This window comes from Amycolatopsis sp. NPDC058986 (genome assembly GCF_042741125.1).
Classification (GTDB): domain Bacteria; phylum Actinomycetota; class Actinomycetes; order Mycobacteriales; family Pseudonocardiaceae; genus Amycolatopsis.
Genome location: NZ_JBHYJW010000051.1, coordinates 1 through 20,087 on the forward strand (window position 1 = coordinate 1; position 20,087 = coordinate 20,087).

The 20,087-nt window shown below is 69.3% G+C and carries 13 protein-coding genes and 1 pseudogene; 4 read left to right on the plus strand and 10 right to left on the minus strand.

The genetic code is table 11. The features are described 5' to 3' along the window. Window positions 1-62 precede the first annotated feature (62 nt). Both ACFW0G_RS34075 and ACFW0G_RS34080 read right to left on the minus strand, forming a co-directional pair. Complete coding sequence (locus ACFW0G_RS34075; RefSeq protein ID WP_345387459.1) at window positions 63-719, minus strand: TrkA family potassium uptake protein; 657 nt, start codon at window positions 717-719, stop codon at window positions 63-65. Then, window positions 719-1,393 (minus strand): annotated as a pseudogene (locus ACFW0G_RS34080) (potassium channel family protein); the annotation flags it as partial. The gene ACFW0G_RS34075 and the pseudogene ACFW0G_RS34080, both read right to left, overlap by 1 nt. Window positions 1,394-1,598: 205 nt before the next feature. On the opposite strand from ACFW0G_RS34080, the gene ACFW0G_RS34085 reads away from it, so the two are divergent. The 3 genes from ACFW0G_RS34085 to ACFW0G_RS34095 all read left to right on the plus strand — a co-directional run bounded on the left by ACFW0G_RS34085 (window position 1,599) and on the right by ACFW0G_RS34095 (window position 5,701). After that, entirely contained in the window at window positions 1,599-3,662 is a 2,064-nt protein-coding gene (locus ACFW0G_RS34085; protein WP_378329587.1) for an APC family permease, read from the plus strand. 236 nt (window positions 3,663-3,898) lie between these two features. Further along, window positions 3,899-5,089 (plus strand): class I SAM-dependent RNA methyltransferase, encoded by a 1,191-nt coding sequence (locus ACFW0G_RS34090; RefSeq protein ID WP_378329588.1) that lies wholly within the window; start codon window positions 3,899-3,901, stop codon window positions 5,087-5,089. 48 nt (window positions 5,090-5,137) lie between these two features. Then, entirely contained in the window at window positions 5,138-5,701 is a 564-nt protein-coding gene (locus tag ACFW0G_RS34095) for a TIGR03086 family metal-binding protein (protein ID WP_378329589.1), read from the plus strand. 290 nt (window positions 5,702-5,991) lie between these two features. On the opposite strand, the gene ACFW0G_RS34100 is transcribed toward ACFW0G_RS34095, so the two are convergent. From ACFW0G_RS34100 to ACFW0G_RS34135, 8 genes are all read right to left on the minus strand, one after another. Then, complete coding sequence (locus tag ACFW0G_RS34100; protein WP_378329590.1) at window positions 5,992-6,921, minus strand: hypothetical protein; 930 nt, start codon at window positions 6,919-6,921, stop codon at window positions 5,992-5,994. A 78-nt stretch (window positions 6,922-6,999) separates the two neighbouring features. After that, a complete protein-coding gene (locus ACFW0G_RS34105) occupies window positions 7,000-8,691 on the minus strand; it encodes an ABC transporter family substrate-binding protein (protein ID WP_378329591.1) in 1,692 nt (563 codons plus the stop codon). A gap of 42 nt (window positions 8,692-8,733) precedes the next feature. Continuing rightward, window positions 8,734-10,851 carry a dipeptide ABC transporter ATP-binding protein gene (locus ACFW0G_RS34110; RefSeq protein ID WP_378329592.1) on the minus strand — a complete coding sequence of 706 codons (2,118 nt, stop codon included), beginning with the start codon at window positions 10,849-10,851 and terminating at the stop codon, window positions 8,734-8,736. Next, window positions 10,848-11,807 (minus strand): ABC transporter permease, encoded by a 960-nt coding sequence (locus ACFW0G_RS34115; RefSeq protein ID WP_378329593.1) that lies wholly within the window; start codon window positions 11,805-11,807, stop codon window positions 10,848-10,850. The genes ACFW0G_RS34110 and ACFW0G_RS34115 overlap by 4 nt, the downstream gene beginning before the upstream one ends. After that, window positions 11,804-12,784, minus strand: a complete 981-nt coding sequence (locus ACFW0G_RS34120) for an ABC transporter permease (protein WP_378329594.1) — start codon at window positions 12,782-12,784, stop codon at window positions 11,804-11,806. Before ACFW0G_RS34120 ends, ACFW0G_RS34115 begins: the two co-directional genes overlap by 4 nt. A gap of 444 nt (window positions 12,785-13,228) precedes the next feature. Next, the gene (locus tag ACFW0G_RS34125; RefSeq protein ID WP_378329595.1) at window positions 13,229-14,785 is read right to left on the minus strand and encodes a GMC family oxidoreductase; all 1,557 of its coding nucleotides are present in this window, start codon (window positions 14,783-14,785) and stop codon (window positions 13,229-13,231) included. Continuing rightward, window positions 14,782-16,374, minus strand: a complete 1,593-nt coding sequence (locus ACFW0G_RS34130; protein WP_378329596.1) for an APC family permease — start codon at window positions 16,372-16,374, stop codon at window positions 14,782-14,784. Before ACFW0G_RS34130 ends, ACFW0G_RS34125 begins: the two co-directional genes overlap by 4 nt. Window positions 16,375-16,420: 46 nt before the next feature. Further along, entirely contained in the window at window positions 16,421-17,890 is a 1,470-nt protein-coding gene (locus ACFW0G_RS34135) for an aldehyde dehydrogenase family protein (RefSeq protein ID WP_378329597.1), read from the minus strand. A gap of 228 nt (window positions 17,891-18,118) precedes the next feature. Between ACFW0G_RS34135 and dxs the strand changes: the two genes are divergently transcribed. Next, window positions 18,119-20,047, plus strand: a complete 1,929-nt coding sequence (dxs, locus tag ACFW0G_RS34140; RefSeq protein ID WP_378329641.1) for a 1-deoxy-D-xylulose-5-phosphate synthase — start codon at window positions 18,119-18,121, stop codon at window positions 20,045-20,047. The last annotated feature ends 40 nt before the right edge of the window (window positions 20,048-20,087 follow it).

Sequence of the window (20,087 nt, forward strand, 5' to 3'; positions counted from 1 at the left end):
ACGCAACACGCCCCGCAGGGGACTTCCCTCGCATGCGATGCGAGGAAAGTCCCCTTCAGCTCTCAGTAGCCGAGGGCGGAGCGGATCTCGGGTTCGACGTCGGAGGTCGCGACGAACAGCAGCTCGTCGCCCGGCTCCAGGGGGTCCTCCGGCTGCGGGACGATGACGCGGTCGCCGCGCAGGATCGTCACCAGCGCCGCGTCGCGCGGCAGCGAGATCTCGCTGACCGCCTTGCCCGCCAGCGGCGTCTCCTCGGGCAGCGTCAGCTCGACCAGGTTCGCCTGGCTCTGCCGGAACGTCATGAGCCGCACCAGATCGCCCACACTGACGGCCTCCTCGACCATCGCGGCGAGCATCCGCGGGGTCGACACGGCGACGTCCACACCCCAGGCGTCGGTGAAGAGCCATTCGTTGGCCGGGTTGTTCACCCGCGCCACGACGCGGCGTACCGCGAACTCGGTCTTCGCCAGCAGCGAGACCACCAGGTTCGCCTTGTCGTCCCCGGTCGCGGCGATCACGACGTCGCACTGCTCGATCCCGGACTCCTCCAGGATCGACACCTCGCACGCGTCCCCGAGCACCCAGTCGGCCTGCTCGACGGTGTGCGGCTCGAACTGGTCGGCCTGCCGCTCGATCAACATGACCTGGTGCCGCGCGTCGATGAGCTCCGCGGCGATCGAGCGGCCCACCGCGCCCGCGCCGGCAATCGCGACCCGCATCAGTTCTCCTCGTCTTCCGGTGCGCGGGCGGCCACGCTGGTGACGTCGCCGACCGTGCCCGAGCGCGCCGCGACGTACACCAGGTCGTCGGCCTGCACCACGGTCTTCGCGTCGGGCAGCACACCGGTGCCGAACCGCATGATGAACGCGACGCGCGCGCCGGTGGCCTCCTGCAGCGACCGGACCGAATGCCCGACCCAGCCCTCGTGCAGCGGCAGCGGCAGCAGCGCCACGTTGCCGGACGGGTCCCGCCACGCCGAGGCGACGCCGTCGGGCAGCAGGGTGCGCAGGAAGCGGTCGGTCGTCCACGGCACGGTCGCCACGGTCGGGATGCCGAGCCGCTCGTAGACCGCGGCGCGCTTGTGGTCGTAGATCCGCGCGACCACGTGCTCGATCCCGAAGTTCTCGCGCGCGACCCGCGCCGAGATGATGTTCGAGTTGTCCCCGCTGGACACGGCGGCGAACGCGCCCGCCCGCTCGATGCCCGCCTCGATCAGCACCTGCCGGTCGAAGCCGACCCCGACGACCTGCTGGCCGTGGAAGTCGCTGCTCAGCCTGCGGAAAGCCTGCTGGTTCTTGTCGATGACGGCCACCTCGTGGCCGAGACGCTCCAGCGCCGCGGCCAGGGACGCGCCGACCCGGCCGCACCCCATGATCACCACGTGCACGCTTGCTGCCCTCCTGCTCGCCCGCGGGTCGCCCCCGGGGTGGACACCCCCGGCATACCAGCGCCGAACCTACCTTGTGCGCCGCCCGTCAGCTCCACCGTCCTCCCCACCGCCACCCTCAACGGAGACGCTGCGCGCCGCCGTTACCTCCGCCTTCCTCCCCACCGCCACCCTCAACGGAGACGCTGCGCGCCGCCGTTACTCTTCACAGGTGTCGAAGTTCCCGACCGTGCTGAAACGGCTGGTCCTCGGGCGTCCGTTCCGCAGCGACCGGCTGGCCCACACGCTGCTGCCCAAGCGCATCGCGCTGCCCATCTTCGCCTCCGACGCGCTGTCGAGCGTGGCGTACGCGCCGGAAGAGATCTTCCTGACGCTGAGCGTCGCCGGGCTGTCCGGGTACGCGTTCGCGCCGTGGATCGGCGTGGCCGTCGCGCTGGTCATGCTGGTCGTGGTCGCCTCCTACCGGCAGAACGTGCACGCCTATCCCAGCGGCGGTGGTGACTACGAGGTCGCCGGGACCAACCTCGGCGGCAAGTTCGGCCTCACCGTGGCCAGCGCGCTGCTGGTGGACTACGTGCTCACGGTCGCGGTGTCGACGTCGTCCGGCGTCGCGAACATCGGGTCCGCGCTGCCGTGGGTGGCCGAGCACAAGGTGCTCACCGCGGTCGTGATCGTCTGCGTGCTGACGGCGCTGAACCTGCGCGGAGTGCGCGAATCGGGCAAAGCGTTCGCCATTCCCACCTACGGTTTCATCATCGGCATTCTCGGCATGGTGCTGTGGGGCCTGTTCGAGGTGGCCCGCGGCACCGAGATGAAGGCCGCGAGCGCCGGGTTCGAACTGCACGCCGAGCATTCGCTGACCGGATTCGCGTTCGCCTTCCTGATCCTGCGGTCGTTCTCCTCCGGCGCGGCCGCGCTGACCGGGGTCGAGGCGATCAGCAACGGCGTCCCGGCCTTCCGCAAGCCGAAGTCGAAGAACGCGGCGACGACGCTGCTGCTGATGGGCGTGCTCGCGGTGACGATGCTGATCGGCATCATCACCCTCGCGATCGTCACGGGCGTCAAGTTCGCGGAGAACCCGGCGGCGCAGCTGAGCGGCACCCCGGCGGGCTACCAGCAGAAGACCATCGTCGCGCAGATCGCCGAGGCGGTGTTCCAGCACTTCCCGCCGGCCTTCTACTACGTGTCCTTCTCCACCGGGATCATCCTGCTGCTGGCCGCGAACACCGCGTTCAACGGCTTCCCGGTGCTCGGCTCGATCCTCGCCCAGGACCGCTATCTGCCGCGTCAGCTGCACACCCGTGGCGACCGCCTGGCCTTCTCCAACGGCATCCTGTTCCTCGCCGCCTTCGCGCTGGTGCTGATCTTCGCCTTCGACGCCGAGGTCTCGAAGCTCATCCAGCTCTACATCGTGGGCGTGTTCGTGTCGTTCACGGTCAGCCAGGCGGGCATGATCCGGCACTGGAACCGCTTGCTGGCCAAGGAGAACGACCCGGCCGCGCGGCGCCGGATGCGGCGCTCGCAGACGGTCAACGCGGTCGGCCTGACCTGCACCGGCACCGTGCTGGTCATCGTGCTGATCACCAAGTTCCTGCTCGGCGCGTGGATCGCGATCGCCGCGATGGTGGCGATCTACGTGCTGATGACGGCGATCCGGAAGCACTACGACCGGGTCGCCGAGGAGCTCAAGGAGGACCCGGAGACCAAGCCGGTGCTGCCCTCGCGCAACCACGCCATCGTGCTGGTGTCGAAGCTGCACCGGCCGACGCTGCGCGCGCTGTCCTACGCGAAGGCGATGCGCCCGGACGTGCTGGAGGCCGTCACGGTCAACGTCGACGACGCGGAGACGCGGCGGCTCACCGCGGAATGGGACGCGCACAACTTCAAGGTGCCGCTCAAGGTCGTCGAATCGCCGTACCGGGAGATCACGAAACCGGTGCTGGACTACGTGAAGCGGGTGCGCGGCGCCAATCCCCGCGACGTCGTCACCGTGTTCATCCCCGAGTATGTCGTGGGCCGCTGGTGGGAACAGCTGCTGCACAACCAGAGCGCGTTGCGGCTCAAGGGCAGGCTGCTGTTCGAAAAGGGCGTGATGGTCACCAGTGTGCCCTGGCAGCTGGCCTCCTCGGTCAAGGCCGTCGCCCGCGATCGCCGGGCCAGGCCCGCGGCCGGTGACGTCCGGCGCGGGTTCTCGCCCACCGGCAAGCGTCCGGACGCCGTCGCGCCCGCCAAGCAGGCGGAGCGCGCCGCGGCGAGCCGGGAGAAATCGGAATGAGCGACGCTTGCGAGCGAATCATGGATGTCATGCGCCAAAAGGGATTGGACACTGTCTCGCGGAGCGAGGCGATCGCATGAGCGACGCTTGCGAGCGAATCATGGATGTCATGCGCCAAAAGGGATTGGACACTGTCTCGCGGAGCGAGGCGATCGCATGAGCGACGCTTGCGAGCGAATCATGGATGTCGTGCGCCAAAAAGGATTGGACACTGTCTCGCGGAGCGAGGCGATCGCATGATCGGGAGCTGGTACGGCCGCACGCTGGAACTCGAAGTCGGTCCGGTGGCGCACGGCGGGCACTGTGTGTCCCGTGTGGACGGACGGGTGGTGTTCGTCCGGCACGCGCTGCCCGGCGAACGGGTACGGGCCGAGGTCACCGAGGACAAGGGCGGCGCGTTCTGCCGTGCCGACGCCGTGGAGGTGCTGGAGGCCTCCGCGCGGCGCGTCGAGCCGCCGTGCCCGCTGGCCGCGCCGGGCGGCTGCGGCGGATGCGACTGGCAGCACGCGGATCCGGCGTACCAGCGCGAGCTGAAGGCCGCGGTGGTGGCCGAGCAGCTGCGGCGCGTCGCCGGGATCGAGCGGGACGTCGTGGTGGAGGCGCTCGGCGGCGGCTCGCTCGGCTGGCGCAGCCGCGTCCGGCTGATCGCCGACCGGGACGGCCGCGCCGGGCTGCGCGCGCACCACAGCCACCGCGTCGTGGCACTCGACGACTGCCCGATCGCGGTGCCGGGGGAACTGGACGACGTCCTCGCGCGGCGCTGGCGGCCCGGCAGCGAACTCGAGGTGACCACCGACGCGGAGGACCGCACCCACGTGCGCGAGCTTTCCACCGTGCGCGGCAAAGTCCGGGCGCGGCAGCTCACCGGCGGCGTCGCGATCCAGCACGCCGCCGGCCGCGAATGGCGGCTCGACGCACACGGTTTCTGGCAGGTGCATCCGGCCGCGGCCGGCACGCTCGCCGCGGTCGTGGGGGAGTGGGCGGAGGCGCCGGCCGGCGGGTCGGCCTGGGATCTCTACGCCGGGGTCGGGCTGTTCGCGTCGGTACTGGCCGGGCAGGTCGGGCCGGACGGGCGGGTGCTGGCCGTCGAATCGGGGCGCCGCGCGGTGAGCGACGGCGAGCGGAACCTCGCCGATCTGCCGCAGGTCCGCTGGCAGGCGGGCCGTGTCGAGCATGTGCTGGCCGACGCGCCGAAGCCGGTCGACGTCGTCGTGCTGGACCCGCCGCGCAAGGGCGCCGGACGTCCGGTGGTGGACGCGATCGTCGCGGGTTCGCCGGACCGGATCGTCTACGTCTCGTGCGATCCGGCGACGCTGTCGCGCGACATCGCGCTCTTCGCCGGGCACGGGTACGGGCTCACCGCGCTGCGGGCGTTCGACGCGTTCCCGATGACCCACCACGTGGAGTGCGTCGCGCTGCTGCAGTGAGTCTCCGGCCTTCGAAAATTGTCGGGGACCGGGTGCACACTGCCGGGCATGAATCCTCTCGACTCCTTCGACCGGGCTTCGGCCATGGTCACCGAACTCGTCTCGGCCGTGCGTGACGACCAGTGGACGCTGCCGACGGCGTGCGCCGAATGGGACGTCCGCGCACTGGTCAACCATCTCGCGCACGGAAACGCCAAGGTCGCGCACTGGACGGGGCAGGGCCCGCCCGCCGAACCCGGCGACTATCTCGGCGAGAGACCGAGAGAGACGTTCGCCGAGTCGGTGCGGCGGGTGCGGGCCGTGCTCGCCACACCGGGCCTGCTGGAGCAGGAGGTGGAAACCCCGCTCGGGAAGGCCCCCGGCGTCTTCCTGGTGCACATGCGGGTCAACGAGTACCTGGCGCACGGCTGGGACCTCGCCGACGCCACCGGAGGGTCCACCGATCTACTGCCGGATCTGGCCGGACAGGCGCTGAGCCAATGGCAGGAGCGGTTCAGCTCGGCGCCGAGGGGCCCCGGTGCGCCGTTCGGTCCCGAGGTCGAGCCCGCTCCCGGCGCGACGGCCGCGGACCGGCTCGCCGCGTTCCTGGGAAGGAGGTCGGTCCGAGCTTGACGGGATACTAGAGGCGTCCTTCGGCGCGCGGCCGGATTGTCCGTGAACGCCCCATTGAGGGACTTGGAATCCCTCAATCGAGGTTTCTCACCGACGTGGTGTGGCCTCGTTGTTGAGGTGGCGGGGTGGCGTCGCGAACGCTCCGTTCGGGACGCTCATCGTCGGCAACGGAGCGTTCGCGACATCGGGCGATGGATGTGCGAGGGGCGCCCTGGGTGCATCCATCGCACCCAGGGACGCCCTTGTCGCAGCCGGTCCGGTCAGCCGACTCCGATTCAGGAGGGGTCGATTCAGGAGGGGTCGGAGCCGCGCAGGGACGCCCACCAGAAACCGGCGGCGCCGATCAGCGCGGTCACCACGAGCCAGCCGGGGACGCCGGTGCCGTCCACCAGCGCCCAGAACAGTCCCGCGAACGGGGCCGCCACGAAGACGGGCAGATCCACCCGGAACTGCCGGGGAAGCGAGACCGGACGGCCCGCGGCGGCGAGGCGTTCCTCGTCCGGCTCCGCGGGGTTGTCGGTCCGCCTGCCGCGCGGTTCGCTGTGGCGCGCCGGGCCTGCGGGGTACAGCGTTTCGCCGCCGATCCGCACCGTGACCCGGCGGTCGCGGGACGGGTCGCCGTACACCTCGGCCTCGGCGGGGGAGGAGAGAGCGATCAGGGAGGGGGAGAAGTACACCGGGAGCCACCGGGGCTGCGCGGTGCCGGTTTCCAGCCACGACCGGGTCAGCACGCCGCGCTGGAACTTCACCCGCCGCACGAGAACACGCCGGGGCGCCGGGCCCGCCGGGAGGCGGAACCGGGTCACCAGCACCACGACATCGACGGCGAGGACGAGCAGCGCGGCGACGACGGCGGCGGTCGCGTAGATCGACGCGCGTTCGGCGGCCACCAGTGGGGAGGCCCCGGGGATGACGGCGCGTTCGGGCCGCGATGGGTCGTAACCGACGGGAACATGCGCCCCGGTCTTCGGCGGAGTGGCGTCGAGCGGGACCGTGGCGGTTGCGTTTTTCCCGTTCGGTAAGGGGAATTCGACGGTGGCGGTGTCGTCCGAGGTGTGCAGCACTGTCGCCGTCGCGCGGGCGCTCAGTTCCCGCAAGGTGGTGCGGGCGTGCGAGAACTCCAGGTACTGCACGAGGAAAACGCCCGCGCACACCGCGAGGACCAGCGCACTGGTCACCGCGATGTGCCGCACCGGGCGCAGGCCGAGCAAGCGTTTCATCGTTCCATCCGGCCTTGTTCGGCGCTGTCCGGCCGTCCGCCGGTGCGGGGACGCCCCCGCACCGGCGGAACCGGGGTGTTACTTGAGGAAGCCGATCTTCGGGTAGTCGTAGGGCTGGTTCGCGAAGCCGGGGGAACCGTAGTTCGCCACGGTCTTGCGGACGGCGAACGCCCCGACCGACTGGAAGATGGGCAGCTGGTGCCCGAGCGCCCAGGTCTCCTGGTCGGCCTCGTTGAGGTCCTTCGCCCGCTGGGTGTCGTCCAGCTCCTGGGCCGCCTTGTCGTAGAGCTGGTTGAGCTTGTCGCTCCCGATGTGGCCGTAGTTCTGGCCGATGTTCTTCGGGTCCAGGTAGTAGATGCCCTGGCCGCCCGCGATCGGGAACGCGGTGGAGATCCACCGGAAGACCGTCAGGTCGAAGTTGCCGACGTAGACGTACTGCTTGAAGAACTCGGTCGAGGGCACGGCCTGGATGTCGATGCCGACGCCGAGGGGCTTCAGCTGGGACTGGATCAGCTGCGCGGCCTGCTGGCTGATCGGGGTGTTGGCCGGGATGACCAGCCGGAGCTTGAGCTCCTTGCCGTCCTTGCCCCGGAGTTCACCCGCCTGCTTCCAGCCGAGCTTGTCCAGCTCCTGCTTGGCCGTCTCGGCGTTGAACGCGTAGGGGCCCGAGTTGTCGGCGTATTCCTTGGCGCCCTTGAGGTAGACGTGGTTGCCGAGCGGTTTGGTGTCCTTCTGCATCTGGCCGAGGATCGCCTTGCTGATCGTCACGGTGTCGATGCCCTTGGTGATCGCCAGCCGCAGATCCTTGTCGGCGAGAACCGACGACGGGGCGCCGTTGAAGGTCAGGTGCGTGTAGTCCGGGTAGCTGGACTGCCGGACGACCGTGTTCGGGTCGGCCTGTGCGCGCTTGAAGGCGTTGATGTCGTTGTTCAGGTTGTAGAAGTCGATCTGCCCGTTGGCGAAGGCGTCGGCCTGGGCGGGCCGTTCGACCTTCTTGTACGTGACGGTGTCCAGCTTCGGCTTCTCGCCCCACCAGTTCGGGTCACGTTCGAAGACCGCCGTCTTCGCGGTCTGGTCGATGCTGCGGACCTTGAACGGACCCGCGGTGATCGCCGGGCTCTGTGCCCACGCCTTGTTGAACGTCTCCGCGTCGGCGTTGAGTTCCTTGGGATAGAACGGGGAGAACAGGGACTTCCACTCGGCGAACTTCTTCGCGAAGGTGACCTTGACATCCTGGTCGTCGGTGCCCTTCTCGACCTTGGCGATGTCCTGGTAGCCGGTGGTCTGCGACACCAGGTACGCGGGGTCCTTGCCGTTGAGCACCTTGGCCTGCGCGGCGAAGTCCTCCCAGGAGAACTGCCTGCCGTTGCTCCACTTGGCCTTCGGGTTGAGTTTGTACTCGATCACCTGCGGGTCGGTGCTGATCAGCTTGACCGAGGTGACGTAGTTCGGATTCTCCGACACCGTGGCGTCGGCGTTCTGCGGGAAGATGTACGGGAAGATCGCGCCGAACATGTTCTGCCCGTCCAGCTGTGTGCCGTCGAGCTGGTTCTGGTTCCAGTTGTCCGGCAGCTGGTCGATCGGCCACTTGAAGTCGCCGCCGTCCTTGACCTTGTCCAGCGGCGTCTCGTTGATGTCGGCCGTCTTCACGGCCTGGTTGCCGGCGTCGGCCAGCCCGGGTTTGTTGCCGGTGCCCCCGCTGCACGCGGACAGGGCCAGCCCCAGAACGGCGAGTGGCGTGACGAGTGCGGCCATTCTCCGTCGATTCATGCGGTGCCTTCCTTTCGGGTGTGCTGCCAAACGGATGTGTGGCTACACGACTTCACGGGTCTTGGCGTAGTGGCAGGCGACGTCGTGGTCGTCGGCCTTGGCCGCACGCGGGGGTTCCAGCTCGACGCACCGCTGTTTGTCCTCTTCGGACAGTTGGGTGAACACGAAGCACCGGGTCCGGAACCGGCAGCCCGACGGCGGGTCGGCCGGGCTGGGCAGGTCGCCGGTGAGGATGATGCGGGCGCGCTCGCGTTCCTTGACCGGGTCGGGGATCGGGATCGCCGACAGCAACGCCTGGGTGTAGGGGTGTTGCGGGGCCTCGAAAACCGTGTGCACGTCGCCGATCTCGACGACCTTGCCGAGGTACATCACCGCGACCCGGTCCGCGATGTGCCGCACCACGGAAAGGTCGTGCGCCACGAAGAGGTACGACAGCCCAAGCTTCGCCTTCAGCTCGTCGAGCAGGTTGATCACGCCCGCCTGGATCGAAACGTCCAATGCGGACACCGGCTCGTCGAGCACGATCAGCTTGGGCTCCAGCGCCAGCGCGCGGGCGATGCCGATCCGCTGGCGCTGGCCGCCGGAGAACTCGGCCGGGTAGCGGTCGGCGTGCTCGGGGCGCAGCCCGACGAGGCCGAGCAGCTCCGGGACCCGCCGGTCGATCGCGTCTCGCGAGTGCCCGTGCACCCGCAGCGGTTCGGCGATGATGTCGCCGACCGGCATCCGCGGGTCCAGCGCGGCCATCGGGTCCTGGAAGACGACCTGCAGATCGCGGCGGATGCCCTTGCGTTCCTTCGCGGTCAGCGTGGCGACGTCCTTGCCGAGCACGGCGACCGTGCCGCCGGACGGCATGGCGAGGTCGAGGATTTCCATCAGCGTGGTGGATTTCCCGCAGCCGGACTCGCCGACCAGGCCCAGCGTCTCACCCTCGACGATGTCGAAGCTCACCCCGTCGACCGCGCGCACGGTGCCCGCCTTGCGCTTGAACACCGATCCCTTGGTGACCGCGTAGTGCTTCACGAGGTCACGCACGTCGAGCACGGTGTCGCGCTCGGAGCGCGGGATCCGGGCGGCGGGGGCCTGGGCGACGACCTCGGCGCCGTAGACCTCCGCGGCGTCGGCGTGATGGGCGGAGACCTCGTCGATGCGCAGGCAGGCCGCCCGGTGCGCGGTGTCGACCACCGCGTCCGGCGAGCCGGGCGTGATGGTGATCAGGGCGGGTTCGGTTTCCCGGCAGGCGTCGGCGGCCAGCGGGCAGCGGGGCTCGAACGGGCACCCGCCGGGCAGTTCCACCAGCGACGGCGGCTGGCCCTCGATGGGCACCAGCGGCTGCTTCTCGTGCGCGTCGACGCGGGGGATGGAACCGAGAAGTCCCAGTGTGTAAGGCATCCGCGGCTCGGCGTAGAGCGTGTCGACCGGGCCCTGTTCGACAGCGCGCCCGGCGTACATCACCATCAGCCGGTCGGCGAACCCGGCGACGACGCCGAGGTCGTGCGTGATGATCACGATGCCGGCGCCGGTCACCTCCTGCGCGGTCTTCAGCACCTCGAGAACCTGCGCCTGCACCGTGACGTCCAGTGCGGTGGTCGGCTCGTCGGCGATGATCAGGTCGGGGTCGTTGGCGATCGCGATGGCGATCACCGCGCGCTGGCGCATCCCGCCGGAGAACTCGTGCGGGAACGCCTTGGCCCGCTGGGCGGCGTTCGGGATGCCGACCAGGTCGAGCAGTTCGACGGCGCGGCGGTTCGCCTGCTCCTTGGTCACCACGCCCTTGCCGTGCACGAGCAGCGCTTCGGCGATCTGGGCGCCCACCGGATACACCGGGGTGAGTGCCGACAGCGGGTCCTGGAAGACCATCGCGATCTTCTTGCCCCGCAGCTTCGACAGTTCGGTGTCGGACCGGCCGATGATTTCCGTGCCGCGGAACCGGATGGAGCCGGAGATCCGTGCCTGCGGGGGCAGCAGCCCCATGACGGCGAGGGAGGACACGGACTTGCCGGAGCCGGATTCGCCGACGATGCCGAGCACCTCGCCCGCGGCGACCTGATAGGACAGTCCGCGCACGGCGTGCACGCGGCCGGATTCCGACGGGAAGGAGACGTCGAGGCCCGACACCTCCAGCACGGGCGCGGCCGTGTCCAGGGGTGGGGTGGTGGTCATGTCACAGCTCCAGCGGGGGCGATCTCGGAGTCCGGAGTGGACTGTGTGGTGGCGGCGATGCGCTTGCGTTCCCGGCGGCGGGAACGGGCCGACGACGGGTCGAGCGCGTCGCGCAGGCCATCACCCGCGAAGTTCACCGCGAGCACGGTGAGCACGAGGAACGCCGCGGGGATGTAGAAGAGCCAGGGGAACGTGCGGACCGCGTCCGAGCCGTTTGCGATCAGGGTGCCGAGCGAGACATCGGGTGCCTGGACGCCGAAACCGAAGAACGACAGGGAGGTCTCGGTGATGATCGCGACGCCGACGTTGATGGTCGCGTCGATGATCAGCAGCGAGGCCATGTTGGGCACGATGTGCTTGGCGATGATGCGCCCGGCTGGCTGGCCCATGAACCGCGCGGCCTTGACGAACTCGCGCTCGCGCAGGGTCAGTGTCATCCCGCGGACCATCCGCGCGGTGATCATCCACTGGAACAGCGCGATCAGCCCGACCAGGATGAACCAGGTCTTGCCGCGGAACGCCGGCGAGAGGATCGAGATGATCAGGAACGGCGGCAGGATCAGCAGCAGGTCGACGACCCACATCGCGACCCGGTCCACCCAGCCGCCGAAGTAGCCGGCGGCGGCACCCACGATCGAGGCCACGCCGGTGGAGAACAGCGCGGCCAGCAGGCCGATCGTCAGCGACTTCTGCAGCCCGCGCATGGTCTGCGCGAACATGTCCCCGCCGATCTGGTTGGTGCCGAACCAGTGGGTGCCGTCCGGCGGCATCAGGTTCGCGGCCGGGTCCAGCTGGTCGTACGCCCACGGCGAGTACCAGGTGTAGGTGAACGCGGCCACGTAGAACAGCACGATAACGGCGACCGCGGTGACGGCGAGCCGGTTGCGCAGAAAGCGCCGCAGCACCAGCTTTCCGCGCCCGGACGCGGCCCCGGGGGCGGGAGACGGTTCGGTCATCGGATCCTCACCCTCGGGTCGAGCAGCGCGTACAGCACGTCGGCGAGCCAGCCCGCGAGCAGCACGCAGACGGCGATGAACAGGGTCACCGTGGCCACGATGTTCGTGTCCTGCTTCTGGATCCCGGTGACCAGCCAGTCGCCCATGCCGTACCAGCCGAAGATCTTCTCGGTGAAGATGCCGCCGGTGATCAGCAGGCCGAAGCCGAACGCGAACAGCGTCGCCATCGGGATCAGCGCGGTGCGCAGCCCGTGCTTGAACAACGCCCTCCGGCGCGTGAGGCCCTTGGCCTGCGCGGTGCGGAGGAAGTCCGACCCGAGGACGTCGAGCATCGCCGAGCGCTGGTAACGGCTGTAGTAGGCGACCTGCGTCAGCACGATCGCCAGCGTGGGCACGATGATGTGCTGCAGCCGGTCGAGCAGCACGTCGCCGAAGCCGCCCTCGATGCCGCTGGTCTCGCCCTGGACGATGAAGAACTGGTAGCCGCCGAGGACGTTGTCGTTGACGGACTGGGCACCGGCCTTGAGCACGGTCGCGATGACGAACACCGGGGTGGACAGCACCACGAACGAGAACGTCGTGGCGAGGTAGTCGCTGATCTTGTACTGGCGGATGGCGCTGACCACGCCGACCAGCACCCCGATGACGATGCCGACGGTGATGCCGAGGAGGAACAGCCGCAGGCTCACCCCCATCCGGCGGAACAGTTCGTCGGTGATGGCCTGGTCGGTGACCGTGCGGCCGAAATTACCGTGGAGTACGTCGCCGAGCCAGACGAAAAAACGTTCCGGAATCGGCAGGTTGAGATGCAGTTCCGCGGCTTTCGCGTCGATTGTCGCCTGTGGCGGCGGCGGGTTGCGGAGTTTCAGGTCGTCCAGCGGGCTGAACGCCAGCGAGGCCAGCGAGAACGCCGCGAACGTCGCCACCAGGCATAACGCCAGGTAGTTCACGAAGCGGCGGAGGAGAAAGCCGGTCATGTCGTGATCACCCTGCTCGGCTGGACGATCCGGCGAGGAAGGTGCTCGGAATACGCCGGATGGAGCAGGGGCTGGATTGTCGGTGGAGCCACGGGCCGGTGCTGCCTTTCCCCAAGTGCGGTGCGCGCGTTGCGCCGGATCGTAAACCCGCACCGGGGGAGTCTGATCCCTTTCCGGAAACCAAAGTGTCACGGATTGGTCTAGGTCGGAAAGGGAATGACGAATGTACGCCTTATTGTGGACGTAAGGGTGGCGTTTCCCGACTTTCGGACCGTTGTGCGCTGTCGCGTACTCCGGTACAAGCGCCCTTGCGGGGCATTCGCCCGATCACCGGGAATGGGGAGACGTTTCGGCCCGTGATGTCTCGCCGCGCGAGAGTGTCCCGAACGGCGCGTTCGGGACGTTCGGCGTCCGTTGCGCGTCGTTCGGGACACGACAGCCGCGTCAGCCGCGGGCGTCCTCTTTGAGCAGATCGGCGCACTTCTCGCCGATCGCCATCGTGGTGATGCAGGGGTTCACCGCGACGAGGAACGGCATCGCGGACCCGTCGGCGACCCGCAGTCCCTCGACGCCGCGCACGCGCAGCCGGGCGTCCAGCACGGCCAGGGGATCGTCGTCGCCGCCCATCTTCGCGGTGCACGAGGGGTGGTACACGGTGTTGTGCGTCTTGCGCAGGTAGTCGGCGATCTCGTCGTCGGTCCGGACGTCCTTGCCCGGCGAGAGCTCGATACCGGCCCATTCGTCCAGCGCGGGCTGTTCGGCGATCTTGCGCGCGAGCTTGATGCCGTAGGTCATGACCCGCATGTCGTGCTCGTCGGTGAAGTACCGCGGGTCGACCTTCGGCTTGTCGCGGTAGTCCCGCGTCCGCAGCCGGACGGTTCCCAGCGACCGGGAACGGGTGACGTTCGGGGTCAGGCAGAAACCGTTCTCCGTCGTCGGGTACCCGTAGCGCAGCGTGTTCAGGTCGAAGGGCACCGAGCCGTAGTGGAACATCAGGTCCGGCCGGTCCAGCCCGTCCTCGGTGGTGGTGAAGATGCCGATCTCCCACCACTGCGTGGACTCGGAGACCATCGGCTGCAGCGCGTCCCACTGGATCAGGCCCTCGGGGTGATCCTGCAGGTTCTCGCCGACGCCGGGGGAGTCGACCAGCACGTCCACGCCGACCTCGCGCAGATGCGCGGCGGGCCCGATGCCCGAGAGCATCAGCAGCTTCGGGGTGTCGATCGCGCCCGCGGACACGATCACCTCGCGACGCGCCTTCAGCTTCACGCCGTGGATCAGATCCGGCGCCAGGTACTCGACGCCGGTGCAGCGCTTGCCCTCGAAGGTCAGGTGCTTGGCCCGCACCCCGGTCCGCACCTCGAGGTTGGGCCGCTTGCCCAGGATCGGGTGCAGATAGGACACCGACGCCGAGGACCGCGTGCCGTCCTCGCGCGCGTTGATCTGGAACCAGTTCGCGCCGTGGGTCACGGTCTTGCCGGAGTTGAACTCGGTCGTCGGGATGCCCGCCTGCTCGCACGCCTGGAGCATCGCGACGCCGGCGGGGTCGCGCGGCGGTACCGAACGGATCGTCACCGGGCCGGAGCGGCCGTGGTGCTCGCCGGGGCCGTCGTTGGCCTCAAGGCGTTGGTACAGCGGGAAAACGTCCTTCGCCGACCAGCCGGGCAGGCCGAGTGACGCCCATTCGTCGAGGTCTTCGGCGGGGGCCCAGAACGCGATGCACGAGTTGTGCGAGGAACAGCCGCCGAGCACCTTCGCCCGCGCGTGCCGCAGGAACGAGTTCCCGGACTCCTGCGGTTCCACCAGGTAGTCCCAGTCGTACCCGGATTCCAGCAACGCCATCCACTTCGTCAGCTCGAGGATCGCCGGATCGTCCACATCGGACGGTCCGGCCTCGAGCAGGCATACCGTGACGTCCGGGTCCTCGGACAGTCGCGCGGCGACCACCGAGCCCGCCGTTCCGCCACCGACGACGATGTAGTCGAACTCTGCCGCTGTCACTGCGAAGCCTCCTTGTCAGGCGTGGATCCGGCCGCATGCGCGGCGTGGTCGGCGAGCACGCCGATCTTGTGCCGCTGCACGAACCAGTAGTAGGCGAAGCCACCGCCGCCGAAGACCGCGACGAACAGCACCGAGATCCACTGGAGGTACCAGTGGTACGGCGGGGTGGCGTTGTAGATCTCGTTGCGCGGCCAGGCCAGGTTGATCAGCATCGCGACGCCCCACAGCACGGCGAGGACGTTGACCGGCAGGCCCCACTTCCCGAGCGAGAACCGGCCCTTCGGCGCGTCCTTGCGCGGCCATTCGCCGCGGATGCGCTTGATCAGCAGGGGGACCGTCACCAGCAGGTAGGCGAGGTAGATCAGGATGATCGCCAGGCTGGTGACCGCGGAGAAGATCTGCGAGGAGTTGATGTTCACCAGCAGCAGCACGATCGCGATCAGGCCGATCACGATCGCGGGCAGCACCGGCGTGCCGGTCTTCTTGTTGACCTTCGCGAGCTTCGACCCGCCCGGCAGCGCGTTGTCCCGCGCCATCGCGAACGCGATCCGGATCGCGGCGGTGTGCACCGCCAGCACGCACACGGTGATCGCCACGAAGACCACGAACAGGAAGATCCGGCCGATCGCCGGGCCGAGCGCGTCGGTGAGGACGAACTGCAGGCCGATCGTGCCGAGTTCGGGGGCCTGGATGTTCCCGACGGCCATCAGCGCGAACAGGATGATCAGCCCGCCCAGCAGGAACGACGCGATCAGCGCGCGCAGGATCGCCTTGGGCGCGTTGCGGTGCGGGTCCACCGACTCCTCGCCGAGCGATGCCGCGGTGTCGAAGCCGTACATGACGTACGACGAGGCGATGGCCGCGATGAGGAACGCGCCGAGGTAGCCGCCCGCGTGCTGCGCGCCCGTCCCGTTGGTCTCGGTCACGACCTCGGGGCCGCGCACGAAGTGGAACGCGAGGAACACGATGAGCAGCACGGCGAACAGCAGCTCGATGAACACCCCGGCGCTGTTGATCCGCGCCATCAGCTTGACGCCGAACGCGTTGACCAGCGTGGTGAACACGATCAGCACGGTGGCGAGCAGGACGCCGTTGGCCGCGTCGCTGGTGCCCGATCCGTCGCCGATGAACTGGAAGAACGACGCGATCTGCGGCAGCGTCCGCTGGTAGGCGAGCGCGGTCGCGGAGATCGAGACGATCGACGCGAGCAGCATCATCCAGCCCGCGAGCCACGCCAACGGGGAGTTTTTGGGGGGTCCGGGGGGCTTGCCCCCCGGCTGGGGCCTGGGGTTTGACCCCAGAGTAAGCAGCTTGGCCCAGTTGTAGACGGACCCTGCGACGGGATAGTGCGCGGCCAGTTCGGCGAAGCTCAGCGCGACCATGAGCTGGCCCGCGAAGACCATCGGCCACGACCACCAGTAGGCCGGGCCGCCCTGGGAGATCCCCAGGTAGGACAGCTGGAACACGCCGGTGAGCACGGAGATGTAGCTGATGCCCGCGGCGAACGTGTGGAAGCTGCCGAGTGTTCTCTTCAGTTGGTTGGTGTAGCCGAATTCCGACAGTTCACGGTCACCGGTGTCGGTGCTCACGCTGCTGGTCCTTTCGGTTGATCACGATCGGACGACGCGGTGTCTCTCACCCCGAGAACCACCGCTGCGGCGCGGGCTTCAGGTTCTGGTAGATGTGCTTGGCCTCGACGTACTCGGCGAGCCCGGTCGGGCCCAGCTCGCGGCCGAAGCCGGACTGCTTGTAGCCGCCCCACTCGGCCTGCGGCAGGTAGGGGTGGAAGTCGTTGATCCACACCGTGCCGTGCCGCAGCCGGTTCGCGACGCGTTGTGCGCGGGAGGCGTCGGAGGTGAACACGGCGCCCGCGAGCCCGTAGTGGGTGTCGTTGGCGATGCGGACGGCGTCGTCCTCGTCGGTGAACGTCTCGACCGTGAGCACCGGGCCGAACGACTCGTCGATCACCGCGGTCGTGCCCTGTTTCACCTGGTCGAGGATGGTTGGCAGGTAGTAGAAGCCGCCGGCCAGCGCCTCGTCGTCCGGGCGCTTCCCGCCGGTACGCAGCACGGCGCCTTCGGCGATCGCGGTCGCGACGTAGCGCTCGACCTTCTCCCGGTGCGCCGCCGAGATGAGCGGCCCGGTCTCGGCGTTCTCGTCGAACGGCCCGCCGAGGCGGATCTTCTCCGCGCGGCGCACCAGTTCGTCGACGAATCGGTCGTGCCACTCCTCCTGCACGATCAGCCGCGCGCCCGCCGAGCACACCTGCCCGGAGTGCAGGAACACCGCGGTGAGGGCGTAGTCGACGGCGGTCTCGAAGTCGGCGTCGGCGAACACGACGTTCGGGTTCTTCCCGCCGAGTTCCAGCGCGACCTTCTTCACCGTCGCCGCGGCGTTCGCGGCGATGATCTTGCCGGTGGCCAGCCCGCCGGTGAAGGACACCAGGTCGACGTCCGGGTGCTCGGACAGCGGCGCGCCCGCCTGCGGCCCGGCGCCGAGCACGAGGTTCGCGACCCCGGCCGGGAGCCCGGCCTCGGTGAGCAGCTTCATCAGCAGGATCGACGTGTGCGGGGTCAGCTCGCTCGGCTTGAGCACGAAGGTGTTGCCCGCCGCGAGCGCGGGGGCGACCTTCCAGATGGTCTGCAGCAGCGGGTAGTTCCACGGCGTGATCAGCCCGCAGACACCGACCGGCTCGTGCACGATCCGGCTGAACGAGTCCGGCGAGCCGGTGTCGACGACACGGCCCGCGTCGTTCGCGGCGAGCTTGCCGAAGTACCGCAGGCACGCGGCGATGTCGGCCATGTCGTAGCGGCTTTCGACGATCCGCTTGCCGGTGTCCAGCGACTCCGCGCGCGCGAACACCTCGGTGTCGCGGTCCAGCAGATCCGCCGCGCGCAGCAACAGGTCGCCGCGCGAGGCCGCCGGGGTCGACGGCCACGGTCCGTGGTCGAAGGCGTGGCGGGCGGCGGCGATCGCGGCCTCGGTGTCCTCCCGGGTTCCCTCCGCGACCTCGGCGACCAGTGAACCGTCCGCGGGGCACCGGATCTCGCGTCGTCCCCCGTCACGGGCGTCGACCCATTCGCCACCGATGAAAAAATCCGCCATCAAGCCTCTCCTACTTCGGCTCTTCCTTACGCGTCCGAAAGGCGATTATTACGACCACAGCGGGTGACCGCCACCTGGCGCGCGAGAGGTTGTTCACACCATCGGGCGGCGGTTCGTGATCGTCTGACGTGTGGTACGGACCGCAGGCGAAGGCGGCCCTGTGGCGGGCGTCCGTAGACTTGGCCGGACCGCCGTGGACAGGCACTGTGGGACAGGAGCGTGGGAGTGGTGAGGATGCTGGAGTCCGTACACGGACCGGCGGACCTGAAGCGGATGAGTGTCGAGGATCTCGACGAGCTCGCCGCCGAGATCAGGGACTTCCTCGTCGACAAGGTACGGCTCGCGGGCGGCCACCTCGGCCCCAACCTCGGCGTGGTCGAGCTGACACTGGCGCTGCACCGGGTCTTCGACTCCCCGCGCGACGCGATCGTCTGGGACGTCGGCCATCAGTCCTACGTGCACAAGATCGTCACCGGCCGCCATCCCGGTTTCGATCTGCTCCGTCAGCAGGGCGGCGTCACCGGCTACCCGGCGCGTGCGGAGAGTGAGCACGACCTCGTGGAGAACAGCCACGCCTCGACCGCGCTGTCCTATGTGGACGGACTGGCGAAGGCGTTCGCGCTCGCCGGCGGCGAACCGCGGCACGCGATCGCCGTGGTCGGCGACGGCGCGCTGACCGGCGGCATGTGCTGGGAGGCGCTGAACAACATCGCCGCGCACCGCGAGCGCCCGGTCGTCATCGTCATCAACGACAACGGCCGGTCGTACTCGCCGACGATCGGCGGGCTCGCCGATCACCTCGCGTCGCTGCGGCTGCAGCCCGGCTACGAGCGTTTTCTCGACGGTGGCAAGGAAATCCTCAAGAGCACCCCGGTGGTGGGCAAGCCGATCTACGCCGCGCTGCACGCGGCGAAGGCGGGGATCAAGGACGCGCTCAGCCCGCAGGCGATGTTCTCCGACCTCGGCCTGAAGTACCTCGGCCCGGTCGACGGGCACGACGTCGTCGCGCTGGAGAAGGCTTTCCACAGCGCACAGAGCTTCGGTGGCGCGGTGATCGTGCACGTCGTGACCGAGAAGGGGCACGGCTACGCCCCGGCGGTCAGCGACCAGGCCGACCAGATGCACCAGACCGACCCGATCGACCCGGAGACCGGCCTGCCGCCGGTGAAGGGCCCCAGCTGGACCGGCGTGTTCGGCGACGAGCTGGTGAAGATCGGCGCCGAGCGCCCCGATGTCGTCGCGATCACCGCGGCGATGCTGCGCTCGACCGGGCTGGAGAAGTTCGCCAAGGCCTACCCGGACCGCTGGTACGACGTCGGCATCGCCGAACAGCACGCGGTCACCTCGGCCGCCGGGCTCGCCATGGGCGGGATGCACCCGGTCGTCGCCGTGTACTCGACGTTCCTCAACCGCGCGTTCGACCAGGTGCTGATGGACGTCGCGCTGCACCGGCAGCCGGTCACCCTTGTCCTCGACCGCGCCGGGATCACCGGCCCGGACGGCCCGAGCCACCACGGCATGTGGGACCTCTCGCTGCTCGGCATGGTGCCCGGGATGCGGGTGGCCGCGCCGCGCGACGCCGGGACCCTGCGGGAGGAACTGCGCGAGGCGATCGCCGTCGAGGACGGGCCGACGGCGCTGCGTTACTCCAAGGGCGGCGTGGTCGAGTCGGTGCCCGCCGTCGAGCGGATCGGCACGGTCGACGTGCTGCGCAGGCCGAAGGAAGAGTGCGACACCGACGTCCTGCTCGTCGCCGTCGGCGCGTTCGCGAAGCTGGCTCTCGCGGCCGCCGGGCGGCTGGCCGATCAGGGCATCGGCGTCACCGTCGTCGACCCGCGCTGGGTGCTGCCGGTGCCCGCGGAGCTGGTCGCGCTGGCCGGGCAGCACAAGCTCGTCGTGACGGTCGAGGACAGCGGGCGGCACGGCGGGTTCGGCTCCGCGCTGGCCGCGCTGCTGCGGGACGCCGAATGCGACGTCCCGCTGCGGGACCTCGCGGTGCCGCAGGACTTCCACGAACTCGGCTCGCGGGACGAGGTGCTCGCCCGCGTCGGCCTGACCGCGCAGGACGTCGCCCGCCGCGTCACCGAATGGGCGTCGGGCCGCCTCGGTGCCGCCGCACCCGCCGAACCCGCCCCCCAGGAAGACGGCCACCGCTGATCGGCACGCTTCCCAGCCGTCATCCGATGCCGTTAAGGCC